The 17,910-nt window shown below is 68.0% G+C and carries 13 protein-coding genes; 4 read left to right on the forward strand and 9 right to left on the reverse strand.

Annotated elements, in window-relative coordinates; all coding sequences use genetic code 11:
* The first annotated feature begins 39 nt into the window (after positions 1-39).
* Both V7787_RS09100 and V7787_RS09105 read left to right on the forward strand, forming a co-directional pair.
* Positions 40-5,100, forward strand: coding sequence for an NAD-glutamate dehydrogenase (locus V7787_RS09100; RefSeq protein ID WP_336087438.1), 5,061 nt, complete (start codon positions 40-42; stop codon positions 5,098-5,100).
* A gap of 327 nt (positions 5,101-5,427) precedes the next feature.
* Positions 5,428-6,207 carry an NAD kinase gene (locus V7787_RS09105; protein ID WP_336087440.1) on the forward strand — a complete coding sequence of 260 codons (780 nt, stop codon included), beginning with the start codon at positions 5,428-5,430 and terminating at the stop codon, positions 6,205-6,207.
* Between the two features lie 6 nt (positions 6,208-6,213).
* Here the strand turns inward: V7787_RS09105 and V7787_RS09110 are convergent, their stop codons facing one another.
* From V7787_RS09110 to V7787_RS09120, 3 genes are all read right to left on the reverse strand, one after another.
* Positions 6,214-6,639 carry an NUDIX domain-containing protein gene (locus V7787_RS09110; protein ID WP_336087442.1) on the reverse strand — a complete coding sequence of 142 codons (426 nt, stop codon included), beginning with the start codon at positions 6,637-6,639 and terminating at the stop codon, positions 6,214-6,216.
* Complete coding sequence (locus V7787_RS09115) at positions 6,636-7,610, reverse strand: LysR family transcriptional regulator (protein ID WP_336087490.1); 975 nt, start codon at positions 7,608-7,610, stop codon at positions 6,636-6,638. The genes V7787_RS09110 and V7787_RS09115 overlap by 4 nt, the downstream gene beginning before the upstream one ends.
* A gap of 326 nt (positions 7,611-7,936) precedes the next feature.
* On the reverse strand, positions 7,937-9,310 hold the full coding sequence (locus V7787_RS09120; RefSeq protein ID WP_336087444.1) for an amino acid permease: 1,374 nt from the start codon (positions 9,308-9,310) through the stop codon (positions 7,937-7,939).
* 151 nt (positions 9,311-9,461) lie between these two features.
* Between V7787_RS09120 and V7787_RS09125 the strand changes: the two genes are divergently transcribed.
* Entirely contained in the window at positions 9,462-10,382 is a 921-nt protein-coding gene (locus V7787_RS09125; RefSeq protein ID WP_336087447.1) for a 5'-nucleotidase, read from the forward strand.
* Between the two features lie 185 nt (positions 10,383-10,567).
* Here the strand turns inward: V7787_RS09125 and V7787_RS09130 are convergent, their stop codons facing one another.
* Both V7787_RS09130 and V7787_RS09135 read right to left on the reverse strand, forming a co-directional pair.
* The gene (locus tag V7787_RS09130; protein WP_336087449.1) at positions 10,568-11,119 is read right to left on the reverse strand and encodes a DUF2939 domain-containing protein; all 552 of its coding nucleotides are present in this window, start codon (positions 11,117-11,119) and stop codon (positions 10,568-10,570) included.
* A 66-nt stretch (positions 11,120-11,185) separates the two neighbouring features.
* Positions 11,186-12,352, reverse strand: a complete 1,167-nt coding sequence (locus tag V7787_RS09135; RefSeq protein ID WP_336087452.1) for an MFS transporter — start codon at positions 12,350-12,352, stop codon at positions 11,186-11,188.
* Positions 12,353-12,538: 186 nt separating this feature from the next.
* Between V7787_RS09135 and V7787_RS09140 the strand changes: the two genes are divergently transcribed.
* Positions 12,539-12,757: a hypothetical protein gene (locus V7787_RS09140; RefSeq protein ID WP_336087454.1), complete on the forward strand. Its 219-nt coding sequence runs from the start codon at positions 12,539-12,541 to the stop codon at positions 12,755-12,757.
* An 88-nt stretch (positions 12,758-12,845) separates the two neighbouring features.
* On the opposite strand, the gene V7787_RS09145 is transcribed toward V7787_RS09140, so the two are convergent.
* The 4 genes from V7787_RS09145 to kynU all read right to left on the reverse strand — a co-directional run bounded on the left by V7787_RS09145 (position 12,846) and on the right by kynU (position 17,887).
* Positions 12,846-13,532, reverse strand: coding sequence for a DUF2461 domain-containing protein (locus V7787_RS09145; protein WP_336087457.1), 687 nt, complete (start codon positions 13,530-13,532; stop codon positions 12,846-12,848).
* Between the two features lie 125 nt (positions 13,533-13,657).
* Positions 13,658-15,109, reverse strand: coding sequence for an exodeoxyribonuclease I (sbcB, locus tag V7787_RS09150; protein ID WP_336087459.1), 1,452 nt, complete (start codon positions 15,107-15,109; stop codon positions 13,658-13,660).
* 2 nt (positions 15,110-15,111) lie between these two features.
* Complete coding sequence (locus V7787_RS09155; protein ID WP_336087461.1) at positions 15,112-16,482, reverse strand: FAD-dependent oxidoreductase; 1,371 nt, start codon at positions 16,480-16,482, stop codon at positions 15,112-15,114.
* Between the two features lie 118 nt (positions 16,483-16,600).
* A complete protein-coding gene (gene kynU / locus V7787_RS09160) occupies positions 16,601-17,887 on the reverse strand; it encodes a kynureninase (RefSeq protein ID WP_336087463.1) in 1,287 nt (428 codons plus the stop codon).
* Between the last annotated feature and the right edge of the window lie 23 nt (positions 17,888-17,910).

The following is a 17,910-nucleotide window of genomic DNA, read 5'->3' on the forward strand; positions in this document are numbered from 1 at the left end:
CGCGTGGGCCTCATTCCATCCGGATCTCAAAACGTTCCCATGAGCACTAAACCCAAAGCTTCCAAGTCCGAACCGACCAAACGCAACGCCGCCAAACCGGCCGTGAAGTCGGCTTCGGCCAAGCAAGCCCCGGTCAAGAAGACGGCCAAATCCGAACCCGCGCCGGCCGCGGCCAAGCGCGCCAAGTCGGCGCCGCCGGTCGACGCGCAGGCGGTGAACCTGGAGCCGATCATCGCGGCGATGCGCAAGCGCCTGCCCAAGGCGCGCCACGCCGAGGCCGAAGCCTTCGCCCACGCGTTCTACAAGCGCATGAGCATCGACGAATTGCCGCAGCACCAGCCCGAAGGCTGGGCCGCGCTGGCGGCGGACTTCCTCGACTACGCGCGCGACCGCAAGCCGGGCAACGCGCTGGTGCGCTTGTTCAACCCGACCCTGAAGTCGCATGGCTGGGAATCGCCGCACACCGTGCTGCAGATCGCCAACGACGACATGCCGTTCCTGGTCGATTCGGTGACCATGGCGCTGGCCGACCAGGGCATCGGCGTGCACGTGCTCGGCCATCCGGTGGTGACCTTCCAGCGCGACAAGGCCGGCAAGCTGCTGGCGGTCGGGCAGGGCGTGGCCGAATCGCTGATGCACCTGGAAATCGATCGCCAAACCGCCGAATCGGCAGCCAAGATCAAGCAGGCGCTGGACGTGGTGCTGGCCGACGTGCGCGCGATCGTGCGCGACTGGGCGCAGATGCGCGACAAGATGAATCAGGTCGCCGACGGTCTGCCCGCGCAGAACCTGCCGATCGATCAGGACGGCAAGCTGGAAGCGCAGGCGTTCCTGCACTGGGCCGCGGAAAACCACTTCACCTTCCTCGGCTATCGCGAGTACGAAGTGGTCAAGCTCGGCGGCAGCGAAGTGCTGCGCGCGATCAAGGACAGCGGCCTGGGCCTGCTGCGCGGCAAGGAAGTCGGCAAGCCGCGCCTGCTGACCTCGCTGGCGGCGCACTACATGCCGCAGTCCGGCGCGGTCGACGCGCTGATCCTGACCAAGACGAATGCGCGTTCCACCGTGCACCGTCCGGGTTACATGGACTACATCGGCGTGCTGAGCTTCGACGCCCAGGGCCGTCCGACCGGCGAAAAGCGCTTCCTCGGCCTGTACACCTCCAGCGCCTACAACCGCCGCCCCTGGGACATCCCGCTGGTGCGTCAGCGCCATGCCTACGTGATGCAGCAGTCCGGCCTGGCGCCCGACAGCCACAGCGGCAAGGCCCTGCGCCACGTGCTGGAAACCCTGCCGCGCGATGAGCTGTTCCAGTCCAGCGAGGACGAACTGCTCAAGACCACCTCGGGCATCCTCGGCCTGCAGGAACGCGTGCGCAGCAAGCTGTTCCTGCGCCGCGACCGTTACGGCCGCTATTTCTCCGGCCTGGTCTACATCCCGCGCGAGCGCTTCAACACCGACGTGCGTCTGCGGGTGGAGGCGATGCTCAAGGACAAGCTGCACGGCGAGCACATCGACACCACCGTGCACATCGGCGAGTCGCCGCTGGCGCAGTTGCACTTGATCGTGCGGCCGAAGTCGGGCGACGCGGTCGAGATCGACAACGCCGCGATCGAAGCCGAGCTGACCGAGATCGTGCGCAACCGCCAGGACGAACTGCGCGATGCGCTGGTCCGCGCCAACGGCGAACAACAAGGCCTGGCCCTGGCCAGCCGCTACGGCCGCGCCTTGCCGGCCGGCTACATCGAAGAAGTCTCCGCCGGCGTGGCCGCGCAGGACATCGCCCATCTCGCCGCCCTGACCGGTCCGGACGATCTGCGCCTGAGCCTGTGCCGCACCCGTCAGGGCGAGGGCGGCCTGCGCTTCAAGTTCTACCGCCAGCTCGACGACATCCCCTTGTCGGACGCGCTGCCGATGATGGAGAACATGGGCCTGCGGGTGATCTCCGAGCACCCCTACCGCCTCAATGTCGACAACCAGCCGGTCTACATCCAGGACTTCGAAGTCGAGACCGCCAACAACGACATCGACGTCGACCGCCTGGACGAAACCTTCGAGGACGCCTTCGCCCAGATCTGGCGCGGCAACGCCGAGAACGACGGCTTCAACCGCCTGATCCTCACCGCCAACCTGTCCTGGCGCCAGGTGGCGATGCTGCGCGCGTACTGCAAGTACCTGCTGCAGGTCGGCGTGCCGTTCTCGCAGAGCTACGTGGAAGAAACCTTCAGCCGCTATCCGCTGCTGGCGCGTTTGCTGGTGGAACTGTTCGAAGCCCGCTTCGATCCGTGCACCGGCAGCGAGAGCAAGGACGAAATCAAGGCCGGCCAGGAGCGTCTGGTCCAGCAGTTCGACACCTTGTCCGGCGGCGACGCGGCGGTGATGAGCGCGCTCAAGCCGGTCATCGACGCGCGCAGCGGCAAGCGCGATCAGCAGGCCCAGGCCACCATCGAAGCGATCAAGGCGCTGCTCGACCGCGTCTCCAGCCTGGATGAAGACCGCATCCTGCGCAGCTTCGTCGGCGTGATCACCGCGACCCTGCGCACCAGCTACTACCAGACCGCCGCCGACGGCTCCGAGCGCGGCTACGTCAGCTACAAGTTCGATTCGGCCAACGTGCCGGACCTGCCCAAGCCGCGCCCGTACCGCGAAATCTTCGTCTACGGTCCGCGCGTGGAAGGCGTGCACCTGCGCTTCGGCCCGGTCGCCCGCGGCGGTTTGCGCTGGTCCGACCGCCGCGAAGACTTCCGCACCGAGGTGCTGGGTCTGGTCAAGGCGCAGATGGTCAAGAACACCGTGATCGTGCCGGTCGGCTCCAAGGGCGGCTTCTTCGCCAAGCGTCCGCCGATCGGCGGCGACCGCGACGCGGTCCTGGCCGAGGGTATCGCCTGCTACAAGATGTTCATCAACGGCCTGCTCGACATCACCGACAACATCGTCGACGGCAAGATCGTCGCGCCGAAGAACGTGGTCCGTCACGACAACGACGATCCGTACTTGGTGGTCGCCGCCGACAAGGGCACCGCGACCTTCTCCGACATCGCCAACGGCATCGCCGCCGAGCACAAGTTCTGGCTCGACGACGCCTTCGCCTCGGGCGGTTCGGTCGGTTACGACCACAAGGGCATGGGCATCACCGCCAAGGGCGCGTGGGAGTCGGTCAAGCGCCACTTCCGTTCGCTCGGCCGCGACAGCCAGACCCAGGACTTCACCACCGTCGGCATCGGCGACATGTCCGGCGACGTGTTCGGCAACGGCATGCTGCTGAGCAAGCACATCCGCCTGCTGGCCGCGTTCGACCACCGCCACATCTTCCTCGACCCGAACCCGGACGCGGCCAAGACCTTCGTCGAGCGCGAGCGCATGTTCAAGCTGCCGCGTTCGAGCTGGGACGACTACAACAAGGCGCTGATCAGCAAGGGCGGCGGCGTGTACCCGCGTTCGGCCAAGTCGATCCCGCTGTCGCCGGAGATCAAGGCCGCGCTCGGCATCGAGGGCAACGCCACCGCGATGAGCCCGGTCGAGCTGATGAGCGCGATCCTCAAGGCGCCGGTCGATCTGCTGTGGAACGGCGGCATCGGCACCTACGTCAAGGCCAGCAGCGAATCCAACAGCGATGTCGGCGACCGCGCCAACAACGCGCTGCGCGTCAACGGCGGCGAGCTGCGCTGCAAGATGGTGGGCGAGGGCGGCAACCTGGGCCTGACCCAGCTCGGCCGCATCGAAGCGGCCCAGCACGGCGTGCTGCTCAACACCGACTTCATCGACAACTCCGCCGGCGTGGACACCTCCGACCACGAGGTCAACATCAAGATACTGCTCAACGGGCAGGTGCAGGCCAAGAAGCTCACGCTGCCCGAGCGCAACAAGCTGCTGGCGTCGATGACCGACGAAGTGGCCGATCTGGTGCTCAACGACAACTACCGCCAGAACCAGGCGATCAGCCTGATGGAGCGGATGAGCCTGTCGCGCCTGGGTTCCAAGCTGCACTTCATCCGCACCCTGGAATCGCAGGGCCTGCTCGACCGTCAGATCGAGTTCCTGCCCAGCGACGCGGAGATCGCCGAGCGCAAGTCGCGCGGCCAGGGCCTGACCCGTCCGGAACTGTCGGTGCTGCTGTCGTACTCCAAGCTCGTCGCGTTCCAGCAGATGCTGGACTCCGACGTGCCGGAAGACCCGTACCTGTCGAAGGAACTGGTGCGCTACTTCCCGGAACCGCTGCAGGCCAAGTACGCCAAGGCGATGGAAAACCACCGTCTGAAGCGCGAAATCATCGCCACCGCGGTGACCAACTCGACCATCAACCGGATGGGCGCGACCTTCCTGCTGCGCATGCAGGAAGACAGCGGCCGCACCCCGGGCGAGGTCGCCAAGGCCTTCACCATCACCCGCGAGACGCTGGACGCGCGCGAGTTGTGGGCGCAGATCGACGCGCTCGACGGCAAGGTCGCCGAGTCGACCCAGATCGACGCGCTGCAGGTGATCTGGAACCTGCAACGTTCCTTCACCCGTTGGCTGCTGTCGCGTCCCGGCGCGATTCCGGACATCACCACCGCGGTCGCCCGTTACCACGACGGCTTCAAGAACATCCGCGCCGGCCAGGGCATCCTCGGCGACGGCGAGCGTCCGGCCCACGATGCCGCCTACGCCGACTGGAAGGCCAAGGGCGTGCCCGAAGCGCTGGCCGCGCAGTTGGCGGCGTTGCCGTACCTGGAGCCGAGCTGCGACATCATCGAACTGGCGCGCGAGCGCAAGCTCAAGCCGGTGGACGTGGCCAAGGTCCACTTCCGTCTGGGCGAAGCGCTGCGTCTGCCGTGGCTGCAGGAGCAGATCGACGCGCTCACCGTCGACGGCCGCTGGCACGCGGTCGCGCGCGGGGTGCTGCGCGAGGAACTGGGGACCCAGCAGCGGATCCTGGTCGGGCAGGTGTTGAACATGGCCGGCGCCAATGCCGACGCCAAGGTCAAACAGTGGTTGAGCCGCGACGACCAGTCGCTGCGCTTCACCCTGGCGATGCTCACCGAACTGGCGGCGCAGAAGACCCTGGACTATCCGACCGCTTCGGTCGCGGTGCAGCGTCTGTCGCAGTTGGCTGCGCGCGGCTGATCTCGGCCGCTGGAGCCGGCGCTCGCGCCGGCTCGGCGTGGATGCGAAACCCTCGCCCCGAAACGGGCGGGGGTTTTTTGTTTGCGGTTCTCGCGCCGGGCGCGATCGCGACGAATTGTGACTTTAAAAACCTGCGCACTGGCCCGGTCGCGGGTGCGCGACCCACGCCGTTCGCGTCATGGCGCAGTCGCGGCAGCGCCGCGAAGCCGCGAAACTGTGATTCCGTCGCGAATGCGAGCTGGCTCACGCCGTCTCAAGTTTCGCGATGGCCACGCCAATCCCCCGCATCGGCCGGGTTATGCTGGCGCCGTCCTCCCGGAGCCGCCGATGACCGCGACGCCTCGCATCGCTTTTCTCGCCAGCCACACCGACGAAGCGCAGCGCGCGCTCGCCGAGCTGTGCGCCCGCCATGGCCAGCACGAGCCCGCCGTCGCCGACGTCCTGGTCGCGCTCGGCGGCGATGGTTTCATGCTGCAGACCCTGCATCGCCATGGTGCGCTCGGCAAACCCGTGTACGGGATGAAACTGGGCACGGTCGGCTTTCTGATGAACCAATACGCCGAAGGCGCGGGCGAGTTGCTCGAACGCATCGCCAGCGCCGAACCGGCGGTGCTGCGGCCGCTGGAAATGGTCGCCCAGACCGAGTCGGGCGCGACCTTCGGCTCGCTGGCCTACAACGAGGTCTCGCTGCTGCGCCAGACCCGCCAGGCCGCGCACGTGCGCATCGACCTCAACGGCCAGACCCGGCTGGACGAACTGATCTGCGACGGCGTGCTGGTGGCCACCGCGGCCGGCAGCACCGCCTACAACTTCTCCGCGCACGGGCCGATTCTGCCGCTGGGTTCGGCGGTGATCGCGCTGACCCCGATCGCCGCGTTCCGTCCGCGGCGCTGGCGCGGCGCCTTGCTCAAGGCCGACACCGAAGTGCGGTTCCGCGTGCTCGATCCGTACAAGCGCCCGGTCAGCGCCACCGCCGACTCGCACGAAGTGCGCGATGTGGTGGAGGTGATGATCCGCGAGTCGCGCGACCGCACGGTCACGCTGCTGTTCGATCCCGAACACAACCTCGAAGAGCGGATGCTGATCGAGCAGTTCACCAGCGGCTGAGAACGCTCACTCCGGGTTCGAACCCAATCGCCCGATCAGCTCGATCAAGCGCCCGTCGGCCAGATTCGGCAGCGTCCGCGCCTGGGCCGGTTCGAACCACTGCAGGCGCACGTGTTCGTCGCCGAGCATGGTCGCTTCGCCCTGCCAGGCATCGACGCGGTAGACGGTGAGGCTGGCGCCGGCCCAGGGCAGGGGATCGCCGAGTTGGGCGTAACCAGTGGCGAGGATGCCGGCTTCTTCCTGCAATTCGCGCACCAGCGCTTGCTCCAGCGTCTCCCCGGCCTCGACGTGGCCGCCGAGGATGTCCCAGCAATTGGGCGCCAGCCGTTTGTGCGCGTTGCGCAGTCCCAGCAGCAGGCGGCCGTCGCGGATCAGCACCGCGCCGACCATCGGCACGCCTTCGGCGGAAGCGATGGGGGATTGTTCGATCACGTCGCCACTCCGGTTTCGGTCTGCGCCCGGCTCGGCGCCGGGGCTTCGGCGCGGCCGGCCAGCCGCGACGACAGCTGGGCCTGCTCGACCGCTTCCAGCAAGTAATCCACGAAGGCCCGGGTCTTGCTCGGCAGTACGCCGCGGTTCGGGTAATACAGCGAAATCGATCCCAAGTCGGCGTACCAATCCGGCAGCAGGCGCTGCAGGCGTCCGTCGCGCAGATACGGCAGCGCGTGCTGCACCGCGACCAGGGCCACGCCGAGGCCGTCGAGCGCGGCGCGGCACATGGCTTCGGGATCGTTGAGCACGATCCGCTCGCGCGCGACCGCCGCCGCCTCGCGCCCGGCGCTGTCGCGCATCGCCCAGTGGCGCACCCGGCCGGTGTGCGGCGAGCGCAGGGAGATGCCGTCGTGTCCGGCCAGGTCTTCCGGTTCGACCGGTGCGGCGCGGCCTTGCAGGTACTGCGGCGACGCCACCGCGATCACGTGCAGCGGCGCCAGCGGCCGCGCGAGCATGCCGGCGGCCAGTTCGACCCCGCTGCCGATGGCGGCGTCGAAGCCCTCCGCGATCAGGTCGACCTGACGGTGTTCCAGCAACCAGTCCAGGCGGATGCGCGGGTAGCGGCGCAGGAACCCCGGCATCAGCGGCAGCACGTAATCCATGCCGAATCCGGGCGGCATGCTGAGCTTGAGGGTGCCAGCCGGCGCTTCGCGCTCCAGCGAGGCCATGCTCAGCGCGTCGTTCAAGGCCTCCACGTGCGCGCGCACCGAGTCCAGGAAGCGCTCGCCGGACTCGGTCAGGGTCAGCTTGCGGGTGCTGCGCTGGAACAGGCGCAGCCCCAGATTGCGCTCCAGCACCGCGACGTTGCGGCTTACCGCCGCCGGGGTCAGACCCAGTTGCCGCGCGGCGGCGGAGAAACCGCGCAGATCGGCGCTGCGGACGAAGGATTCCAGGTTGGCCAGAGATTCCACGGACACGCAGCCTTCAACTATCGCTTGAAATTCATTCTAGCCATTGCCGGCTGGGCAGGTGGGAGTTGCGGCGCGGCGGTGGCCGCCGAGGCCGAAGCGGGCTCGAAACCGCTTTAAGTTAAAGGATTTTTATTTTTAAAAATCAATAATTTGAGATGCGTATTTAATGAGGTGTCAGAAATTTAGACGCAGGTCGCATCGGCAGCAATCGATGGCCTGAGCCTCGGATACCGACCTGCGCGGCAACGGCCGCCGGCACCCGCGAGGCGACCTGCGACCACGCGAGCCTGAGCGAGCAGCAAGGACCCGCGCAGATCCGCCCGACCTCAGCCGCGCGCCCGCATCCGCCGCGCGACTTCGCTGATCGCGGCGATGCACAAGGTCAGCGCCACCGTCGACAGCAACTGCGCACGCGGGCCTTCGGTCATCAGCGCCAGCACGAACACCATCGCCAGGATCGCCAGACCGAAGTAGGTCACGTACGGGAACGCCCACATCTTGAACGGCAGCGGCGTGCCGTCACGGTCGGCGCGTCGGCGCAGGATCAGCTGCGACAGCAGCGACAGCGTCCACACCAGCAGGCAGGTCGAACCGACCGCGTTCAACAGCGCCGGCAGCACCTTGTCCGGGTACAGCAGTTCCAGCGCGGTGGCGATGAAGCCGAACGCCACGCTCGCCAGCACCGCCGCCACCGGCACTTGGTTGCCGCTGAGGTGGGCGAGAAAGCGCGGCGCTTCCTGGCGCTGGGCCAGCGAATAGATCATCCGCGAGGCGCCGTAGAGGTTGGCGTTGAGCGCCGACAGCAGCGCCACTACCGCAACCAACGTGATCGCGGTGGCCGCGCCGGGGATCCGCGCGACTTCCAGCACCGCCGCGAACGGCGACTTCAGCGCCTCGCTGGTCCACGGCACCACCGCGATGATCACCGCCAGCGAGCCGATGTAGAACACCAGGATGCGCCAGGCCACGGTCCGGATCGCCTGGGTGATGCTGCGCTCGGGGTCCTGGGTTTCGGCCGCGGCGACGGCGACGATCTCGGTGCCGCCGAAGGCGAACACCACCACCAGCAAGGCCGCGCCGACCCCGGTCCAGCCCTTGGGCGCGAAGCCGCCGTGTTCGGTGAAGTTGCGCAGGCCCGGCGAGGCCACCTCCGGCAGCAGGCCGATCAGCAGCGCCGCGCCGATGGCGATGAAGGCCAGGATCGCGGCGACCTTGAGGATCGCGAACCAGAATTCGAACTCGCCGAAGTTGCGCACGCCGAGCAGGTTGACCAGGGTGAACACGGTCATGAACACCAAGGACGTGGCCGCCACCGGCAGCCCGGGCCAGATCGTCGCCAGCAAACCGGCCGCGCCGACCGATTCGGCCGCCACCACGATCACGATCTGCACCCACCACAACCAACCCAGGGTGGCGCCGGCGGTCGGGCCCATGGCGTCGGCGGCGTAGACCGAGAACGCGCCGCTGGTGGGCCGCGCGGCGGCCATTTCGCCGAGCGCGCGCATCACGATGATGATCAGGGTGCCGGCGATCAGATACGACAGCAGCACCGCCGGACCGGCGGTCTGCACGCCGACGCCGGAACCCAGAAACAGGCCGGCGCCGATCGCGCTGCCCAGGCCCATCATCACCAGCTGACGCGTTTTCAGGGCGTGGCCGAGTTGCGGGTCGGCGGCGGTGGCGGCGGGACTGGCGGGCATGGTGCGGGTCCGAGCGAGGAAACGACAAGGATACGGCTAGAAACTTGGAAGTGAGCGTAGGGGAGTGAGAAGTGAGTGTATGTAGGCTGGCTGCGGCTGATTTCTCGCTCCTCTGCGCTCACTCCTTGCTCCGCGCCCTTACAATGCCCCCATGCCCGACCGTGATGCCGACCCCCTGATTGTCGCGATTTCCTCGCGCACGCTGTTCGACATGGAAGAGAGCCACGCGCTCTTCGAGCGCGAGGGCATCGACGCCTATGCGGCCTTCCAGCGCGAACGCGAGGACGACCTGCTCCGGCCCGGCATCGCCTTTCCGCTGGTGCGCAAGCTGCTGGCGCTCAACCACGGCGCGCCGCCGGAGGCGCCGCGGGTCGAGGTGATCCTGATTTCGCGCAATTCCGCCGACAGCGGCTTGCGCATCTTCAATTCGATCGCCCACCACGGGCTGTCGATCAAGCGCGCGGCGTTCAGCAACGGCGCGCCGCCGTTCCCCTACATCCGCCCGTTCGGCGCCGACTTGTTCCTGTCGGCCAACGCCGAGGACGTCAGCGCGGCGCTGGCCGCCGGCGTCGCCGCGGCGACCTTGCTGCCGGCGCTGCCGAGTTCGAAGCTGGCGCCGCACTTGCCGCCGGATCAGCTGCGCATCGCCTTCGACGGCGATGCGGTGATCTTCGACGACGAAGGCGAGCGGGTCTCGCGCGAGGGCGGTCTGGCCGCGTTCGCCGAACACGAGCGCAGCCACGCCGGCGAGCCCCTGTCGGGCGGCCCGTTCCGCGGGTTCCTGGATGCCTTGCACCGCTTGCAGGCGGCGTTCCCGGTCGGCCAGGACGCGCCGATCCGGACCGCGCTGGTCACCGCGCGTTCGGTGCCCGCGCACGAGCGGGTGATCCGCACGCTGCGCGAGTGGGGCATCCGTCTGGACGAAGCGCTGTTCCTCGGCGGCCGCGCCAAGGGTCCGTTCCTGGAAGCGTTCGGCGCGGATATCTTCTTCGACGATTCCGAGCACAACATCCTGTCCGCGCGCGATCACGTCGCCGCCGGACATGTGCCGCACGGCGTCGCCAATCGCTGAGCGGCGATGCGGCGCAAACGTCCATGGGACGGCCGCGGCGTCGAATTGCTGCGCGGGCCGGTCATCTTGCTGTAGGAGCTGGGCGAGCTGCGACCGCGACACTGCGCTTGCGACGAAAGTTGCGAGGTAAGTGCAGTGTCGCGGTCGCAGCTTGCGCAGCTCCTACAGGGGGCAACCGAGCGAACTCAGGGCAGCATCTTGTCCAGCGGCAGACGCACATCGGTGACGGTCCAGCTCAACCCGTCGCGGGTTAGAACGAACACCACCGGATCGCCATCGGCATTGTTTACCGTGGCGGTGAAACGCGAAGGCGATTCGAAGCGATAGCTCAGGTTCTTCAGCGGTTCGGCCGGCGGCACCTGGGCGTAAGCGTCGCGATTGCCGCCGCCGCCGTCGAAACGCTTGAACAGCTTGCGGCCTTCCAGCACCGCGCCGATGCCGATCGGGGTGGCGATGGCGTCGACCGCGGTGCCGGCGACGCCGCTGGCCAGACTCAGTCCGAGCGAACCGAACAGGCTGGACTGCGCGTCGGGGCCGGCGCGGCGGACCATGTAGTCGTCGACCTGGGCCTTGAGGCTGAGCCGGATCGCGGCGAAGTCGACGTGCTTGGACAACTCGCCGGTGTTGCCTTCCTTGACCGCGGCGCGGATCGCGCGAACGGTCAGGAACGGGCCGGCGGCGACGTAGCCGGCCAGCAAGGCCACGATCAGAACGGCGAGGGCGATCCATTTCTTCATGGCGGCGATCCTTGGGTGGTGCGTCAGAGTAGCGGGATCGGCTTTAGCGTTGCTTAAGCGCGCCGGTTACGCTGCCGTGGTAGGCGAGACCCGGGCGTAACGCTGCGCGGCCACATGCACGCCCAGGGCCACCAGCGCGCAGGCCGCGCCGGCGATGAAGGCGGCCTTGCCGCCGCCGTGCTGCCAGGCGAACGCGGCCATGCCGGCGCCGAGCACGCCGCCGATGCCGCCGCTGAAGCCGTACAGCATGCCCTGGGCCGAGGCCATGTCGCGCCGCTGCGGGAACAGTTCGGCCATGCGCCGCATGCAGCCGGCGTGGAAGGCGGCGAAGCTCAGCGCGTGGCCGGTCTGGGCCAGCGCCATCCAGGCGAAGGAATCGGCGAACAGCGCCACCAGCAGCCAGCGCAAGGCGGTGGCGACCAGGCAGGCCGCCATCAGCTTGTGCGCGCCGAAGCGCTGCACCAGCCGCGGCGCTTGCCAGAACATCGCGATCTCGCAGACCACGCCGATCGCCCACAACAGACCGACCGCGAAGCCGTCGTGGCCATGGGCCTGCAATTGCAGGGTGTAGAAGACGTAGAACGGACCGAAGCCCAGTTGCATCAGCAGCGCCGTGCACAACAGCCGGCGGGTGCCGGGCCGGCGCCACAACTGTTCGCGCGGCGCATCGGCCGCGGCCGGCGGGGACGCCGGATCGCCGCGATGCAGCCACGCGGCGGCGACGGTCAGCACCAGCCAGGGCAGGCTCAGCCAGACGAAGGCGTCGTTGCCGAGCCGGTCCAGCAACCAGCCGTAGCTGGCCGCGACCAGCAGGAAACCGACCGATCCCCACATCCGGATCTTGCCGTAGTCGTGATTGCGCGTGCCCAGCGCGTTCAAGGTCATCGCCTCGAACTGCGGCATCACCGCGTTGAAGAACAGCGCGAACGCGCCCATGACCACGAACAGCATGGCGCCGCCGTTGAACCAACCGAAGCCCGCGAACGCAAGCGCAGACACCAAACAGCCCGCCACCAACCACCGCCCCGGCGCCTTGCTCCGCGCCACCCCCTTGGCCCAAGTAGGCGGCGCCAAAATCCTCCCCCCGTACCACAACGCCAACATCGCCCCCACCGCATACGCCCCATGCCCGTTGGCGCTGACCCAGCGGCCGATATACGGCGTGTAAGCGCCGAGCGCGCCGTAGTAGCCGAGGTAAAACAGCGCGTAACGGCGGAATTCGTGAGTAAACAAGCGGGGGGGCTCGGCGGCGCATCGGGCAGGCGCTCACGATACCCGATGCGGTCGTCGGCCTGGAGCCGGGCGAGCGCTGGGACGAAACGCTCGATCGGGTTATCCAACAACACTGGGCATCGCGGTGGCTGGCCGATAGCCTCGACGGGCCGGCAATGCAGCCGGCGCCAAGCCACGGAGTGAGGCATGAAGAGCAAGAAGTTGACGTTGGCCCTGGGCCTGAGCCTGATCGTCGCGGCCACCGCCGCCTGGGCCGTGCCGCCGGTGTACGTGGGCGAGCTGCACGAGTACTACCAGGACGGCAACGTAGTCGGCTGGGCCCAGCGCGACTGCAAGGGCCGCTTGACCCGCGGCGGCGTCGTCACCGAAGAGGTGTCGATCACCTACTTGGTCTGCGCGGGCTAAGCCGCGCCGTTTCGTACGCTTGTGTTCGGCTTGGGTCGCGCCGGCAACCGCCGTCGCGGCCTTCGCCGCGTCCGCTCGCCGGTGAAGCTCAGAACTCCAGATCCAGCGCCGCGCACAGGTAATCGGTAAACGGCGCCAGCCCGGCCAGATCCTTCTCCAGCGTTTTCAGCAGGCGCGGCCCGGTCATGGTGTCGTCGTCGAGCGCGCGCAAGACGACGAAGTTCTTGCGCCGCAAATCCTCGGCGAACTCGAACTCGGCCGGGAAACCGCGCGGGGCGCGGGTCAGCATTTCGCTGTCGTCCAGGTCGAAACGCTTGCGGAACTTGGGATCGTGCGCGGCCGCCTTCCAGCTGCCGGGGTTGTCGAAGACGAAATGGCGGATCTTGCGCAGCGAATCGGGCTGCGGATGCCAGACGCCGGCGGCGATGAAGCATTCGCCGCCCTGCAGATGCAGATAGAACGAGGGCGCCTCGACCTGACGGCTGCGCTCATGGAACAGACGCGCGCCTTGCCAGCTCTTGTACGGGGCTTTGTCGTTGGCGAAGCGGGTGTCGCGGTGGATACGGAACAGCGAGCCGCCGACGTTCTTGGGTTCGCTGCGGTAGTGCGGGCTGATTTCGACCAGCACCGGTTGCAGGTCGCCGAGCAGGCTCAGGAACGGCCCGCGCACGTGCTCCTCGTACGCGCTCTTGTGCGCGTGGAACCATTCGCGATTGTTGTTGCGCGCCAGCGAACGCAGGAACTTGAAGCTGGCGTCGGAGAAATATCGGCTCATGCGGCGGTCTCGGAAACGGTTGGCGCGCGGGTCGGCGGCGCGCCGAGGAAAGGGCTGCTCATGCAGATGGCGGTGTCGGCCGCGATTGCAAGCGTAAGCGCGCCGCTGGCTTCATCGCCGCGGGCTCAAAATGAAGCGTTCAGATCGGCAGCGATCTCGCCCGCCCAGGCTTCCAGGCGATCGAGCAAGACCTGCTTGGCGCCGTCTTCGCCGGCCAGCGCGCGGGCCTGCTGCAGCTCGGCGCGGAAGCGCTCGAAGCTGTACTCCGACCACCCCGACTCGGTGCACAGACGCTGGCGCCGATACTCGTTCCAGCGCTCGCGCTCGCCCGCGTCCAGACTTTGCGGCCAATTGCGGGCGCGATAGCGGAACAACAGTTCGGGCAGGCGCGCGTCGCGGAAATCGAACTGGGCCGCGCCCAAGGCCTCCGGCGCGGTGGTGCGGACGTTGCGGAACAAGCGTTTGTCGCCGTCGCCGATGAAGGCGTCGTAGAGCGAGGCGTCGACGTCCGACGGCGCGCGTTCGCGGTCGGCGGCATACACGCGGCGGACCTTTTCGACCAATTCAGGGCCGGCTTCGCGGATCTGCGCGGCGCGGCGTTCGGCCAGCGCCGGGTCGATCTGCAAACGCTCGAAATCGGCCGGGCGCAGATGATTCCAGGCGATCAGCGCCGGGCACCGGTTCAGATGCACTTCCTTGAGCGCCACCCGTTCCTCGCCTTCGGGCAGGTCCGCGCTGGGCGTATACAAACGGTCGGCGATGTCCTGCGGCGCCAGGGTCAGCAACGCGCTCGGGTCCTGGGCCAGATCGAACACCAGCACCCGATTGTCGATGCGCGGGTGGCGGGCCAGCGGAATCACCGGCGCCGCGCACAGCCGCGCGGCCGGGTAGCGCTGGGAGACGTGCAGCACCGGCGTCATAGCGATGATGTCGAGCAGGCTGCCGGCGAAGCGTTTGTCGCGCAGGCGCAGCGCGTAGTCCCACAGCTTGGGCTGGGCCTGCTTGAACTTGCGGGCGATGCCGATCAGCGCGCGCACGTCCGACAGCGCTTCGTGCGCATCGCCGACCCGGACCTCGTTGGCCAAAGCCAGATGTTCCAGCTTGAACGAGGTCGCGCCGTCCTCGCGCTTGGGCCAGACCACCCCGTCCGGGCGCAGCGCGTGCGCCAGCCGCAGCACATCGAGCAAATCCCAGCGCGAGTTGCCGCCGCGCCATTCGCGCTCGTAAGGGTCGTAGAAATTGCGGAACAGACCGTGGCGGACGAATTCGTCGTCGAACCGCAGCGAGTTGTAACCGGCGCTGCAGGTCTCCGGCCGCGCCATTTCCTCGAAGATCAAGGCGAAGATTTCCGCCTCGGTGACGCCGTCGCGCAGCGCGTCCTGCGGGGCGATGCCGGTGATCAGAGTGGCCGCGGGCGAGGGCAGCAGATCGTCGGCGGGTTTGACGAACACGCTGATCGGCGCCTCGATCTCGACCAGATCGGCATCGGTGCGCATCGCCGCGAACTGGGCGATGCGGGTCGTGCGCGGATCGGCGCCGAAGGTTTCCAGGTCGTAGAACAGAAAACTGGCGGGCATGGTCAATCGTCCGCGGGCAGCGGGCTCAGGCGCGCGCGCACGGTGGCGTCGACCGCGTCCCAATCCAGCGTATCCAGGCGGTCGTGGCCGCGGGTGAGTTCGACCAGCAATTCGCGCTGGCGCTGGCCGCGTTCGAAGGCGACTTCATACGGCATGCGGTGGAAGGTCACCATCGCGTAGCGCGGCATGAAGCGGTCGGGGTGGCGCTCGGCCAGCTCGCGCTCCAGCGCGCGTTGCAACAGGTAATCGTCGTCGTCGACGCGGTCGCGCATTTCCAGGTAGTTCTCCAGGGCCATCGCCTGGATCGCGCGCGCGCTCGGCAAGCGTTGTTTCTGGAAATCGGCGAAAGCGCGGGCGCGGTCGCTGTCGGCGAGCAGGCGCTCGGCCAGGGCGACGCAGTCCTCGAACGCGCAGTTCATGCCCTGGCCGTGGAACGGCACCATCGCGTGCGCGGCGTCGCCCAGCAGCACCGCGCGTTCGTCCAGATGCCAGCGGTCCAGGTACAAGGTCGCAAGCAGGCCGGCCGGGTTGTTTTCGAAATCGCTTTCCAGGCGCGGAATCAGCGGCAGTGCGTCGGCGAAGTCGCGCTCGAACAAGGCCCGCGCCTGGGCGCCGCTGCGGATGCTGTCGAAGCTCGGCTCGCCCTCGTTGGGCAGGAACAAGGTGACGGTGAAGGTGCGCTCATCGTTGGGCAGGGCGATGCACATATAACGACCGCGCGGCCAGATATGCAGGGCGTTGGGTTCGATGCTGAAACCGCCGTCGGGCGCGGGCGGGATTTCCAGCTCCTTGTACGAGTGGCCGAGGAACTCGGTGCGCTCGCCCAGGTCCGAGGCGCGGTTCATCGCCGCGCGCAGCGCCGAGCCGGCGCCGTCGGCGCCGACCAGACTGTCGAAGGCGACTTCGTGCTCGCTGCCGTCGCGATCGTCGTGGAAGCGGGCGATGCGCGCGTCGAAATCCACCGAGCTCAGGCCGCGGTGGAAATGCAGCTTGGCCCCGGCGTCCTCGGCGATCTGCAGCAGGATCAGATTGAGCTCGCCGCGATGCACCGACCAGATCACCTCGCTGTCGTCGCGGCCGTAGCGCTGCAGATCGGTGCGCCCGTCGAGGAAATGCACCATCCGCCCGCGCATCATCACCGCCTGGGCCATGACCGCCTCGTCGGCGCCGGCCAGGCGCAGCGCATGGCGCCCGCGTTCGGCCAGGGCGAGGTTGATCGAGCGGCCGCCGGCGTAGCCCTTCAGGCGCGGATCGCCGCGTTTTTCGAAGACGTCGACTTGCCAGCCCTGGCGGGCGAGCAGGGTGGCGAGCAGGGCGCCGGCGAGGCCGGCGCCGATCAGGGTGATGTGGTTGTTGGCGGTTGAGTTGTTCAAGGAGCCGCGTCCGAGATTCCGATACGTGAATGCAGCGAAGAAAGCGAAAGGAACATTCCGATTATCGATCTGCTCCCCAGCCCGTCATTCCAGCATTTGCGGGATGACGGGCCGGGGGTTACGGATTTCTCCAAGCTTGCACTGCCTGCGCAAACCGCAACACATCCGCATGCGTGTTGTACAACGGCGCCGGCGAGATCCGGATCACATCCGGCTCGCGCCAATCGCCGAGCACGCCTTCGCCGGCCAGGTAGTCGAACAGGTCCCGCCCCGCGGCGCGCCCGCTCAAGCCGCGGCCGCCGATCACCCGCAGCGACAACTGGCAGCCGCGCTCGGCCGGTTGCGCCGGCGTGAGGATGTCGAGGGTGTCGCTCAAACGCTCGCGGATCAGGGTTTCCAGGTAACCGGTCAGGCGCTGGGATTTCTCGCGCAAGGCGCGCATGCCGACCCGGTCGAACAGCTCCAGCGACGCGCGCAGCGGCGCCAGGCCGAGGATCGGCGGGTTGCTGAGCTGCCAGCCGTCCGCGCCCGGGGTCGGCACGAACTGCGGGCCCATGCGGAAACGGGTCGAGGTCTCGTGGCCCCACCAGCCGGCGAAGCGCGGCCGGTCGCTGCGGGCGTGGCGTTCGTGGACGAAACAGCCGGCGACCGCGCCCGGGCCGGAGTTCAGATACTTGTAGTGGCACCACACCGCGAAATCCACGCCGCTGTCGTGCAGCGCCAGTTCCAGATTGCCGGCGCCGTGGGCGAGGTCGAAGCCGCACAGTGCGCCCTGGGCATGGGCCAAACGCGCGATTTCGGCCAGATCGAAAGCCTGCCCGGTGCGGTACTGCACGCCCGGCCACAGCACCAGCGCCAGCCGCGGGCCGTGTTCGGCGATGGCGCGCTCGATGGCCTGCATCGAGATCAGCCCGCCGGGTTGGTCGGGTTGCAGTTCGATCAAGTCGGTGTCCGGGTCGAAGCCGTGAAAGCCGATCTGCGAAGCCACGGCGTAACGGTCGGACGGAAACGATCCGGCTTCGATCAGAATCGCCGGCCGCTCGCGGGTGGGCCGGTAGAAACTGACCATCATCAGATGCAGGTTGGCGGTGAGCGAATTCATCGCCACCACTTCGTGCGGCTGCGCGCCGACCACCCGGGCCAGCGGCTCGCGCACCAGTTCGTGGTAGGGCATCCACTGCGCCTGGCCGGTGAAGTGGCCTTCGACCGCTTCCATCGCCCACTTGTCCAACACCTCTTCGACGTGCGCGCGCGCGCCGCGCGGCTGCAGGCCGAGCGAGTTGCCGACGAAGTAGGTTTGTTCGCGATCGTTGTGGCGCGGGATCAGGAATTGATCGCGCAAGGTCGGCAGCGGATCGGCGGCGTCGAGCGCGGCGGCGTGGGCGGGCGAGTGCGGGTCGGTCATAAGGTGTGCAGGGCAACGAAAGT

It is taken from the genome of Pseudomonas sp. CGJS7, from assembly GCF_036961695.1.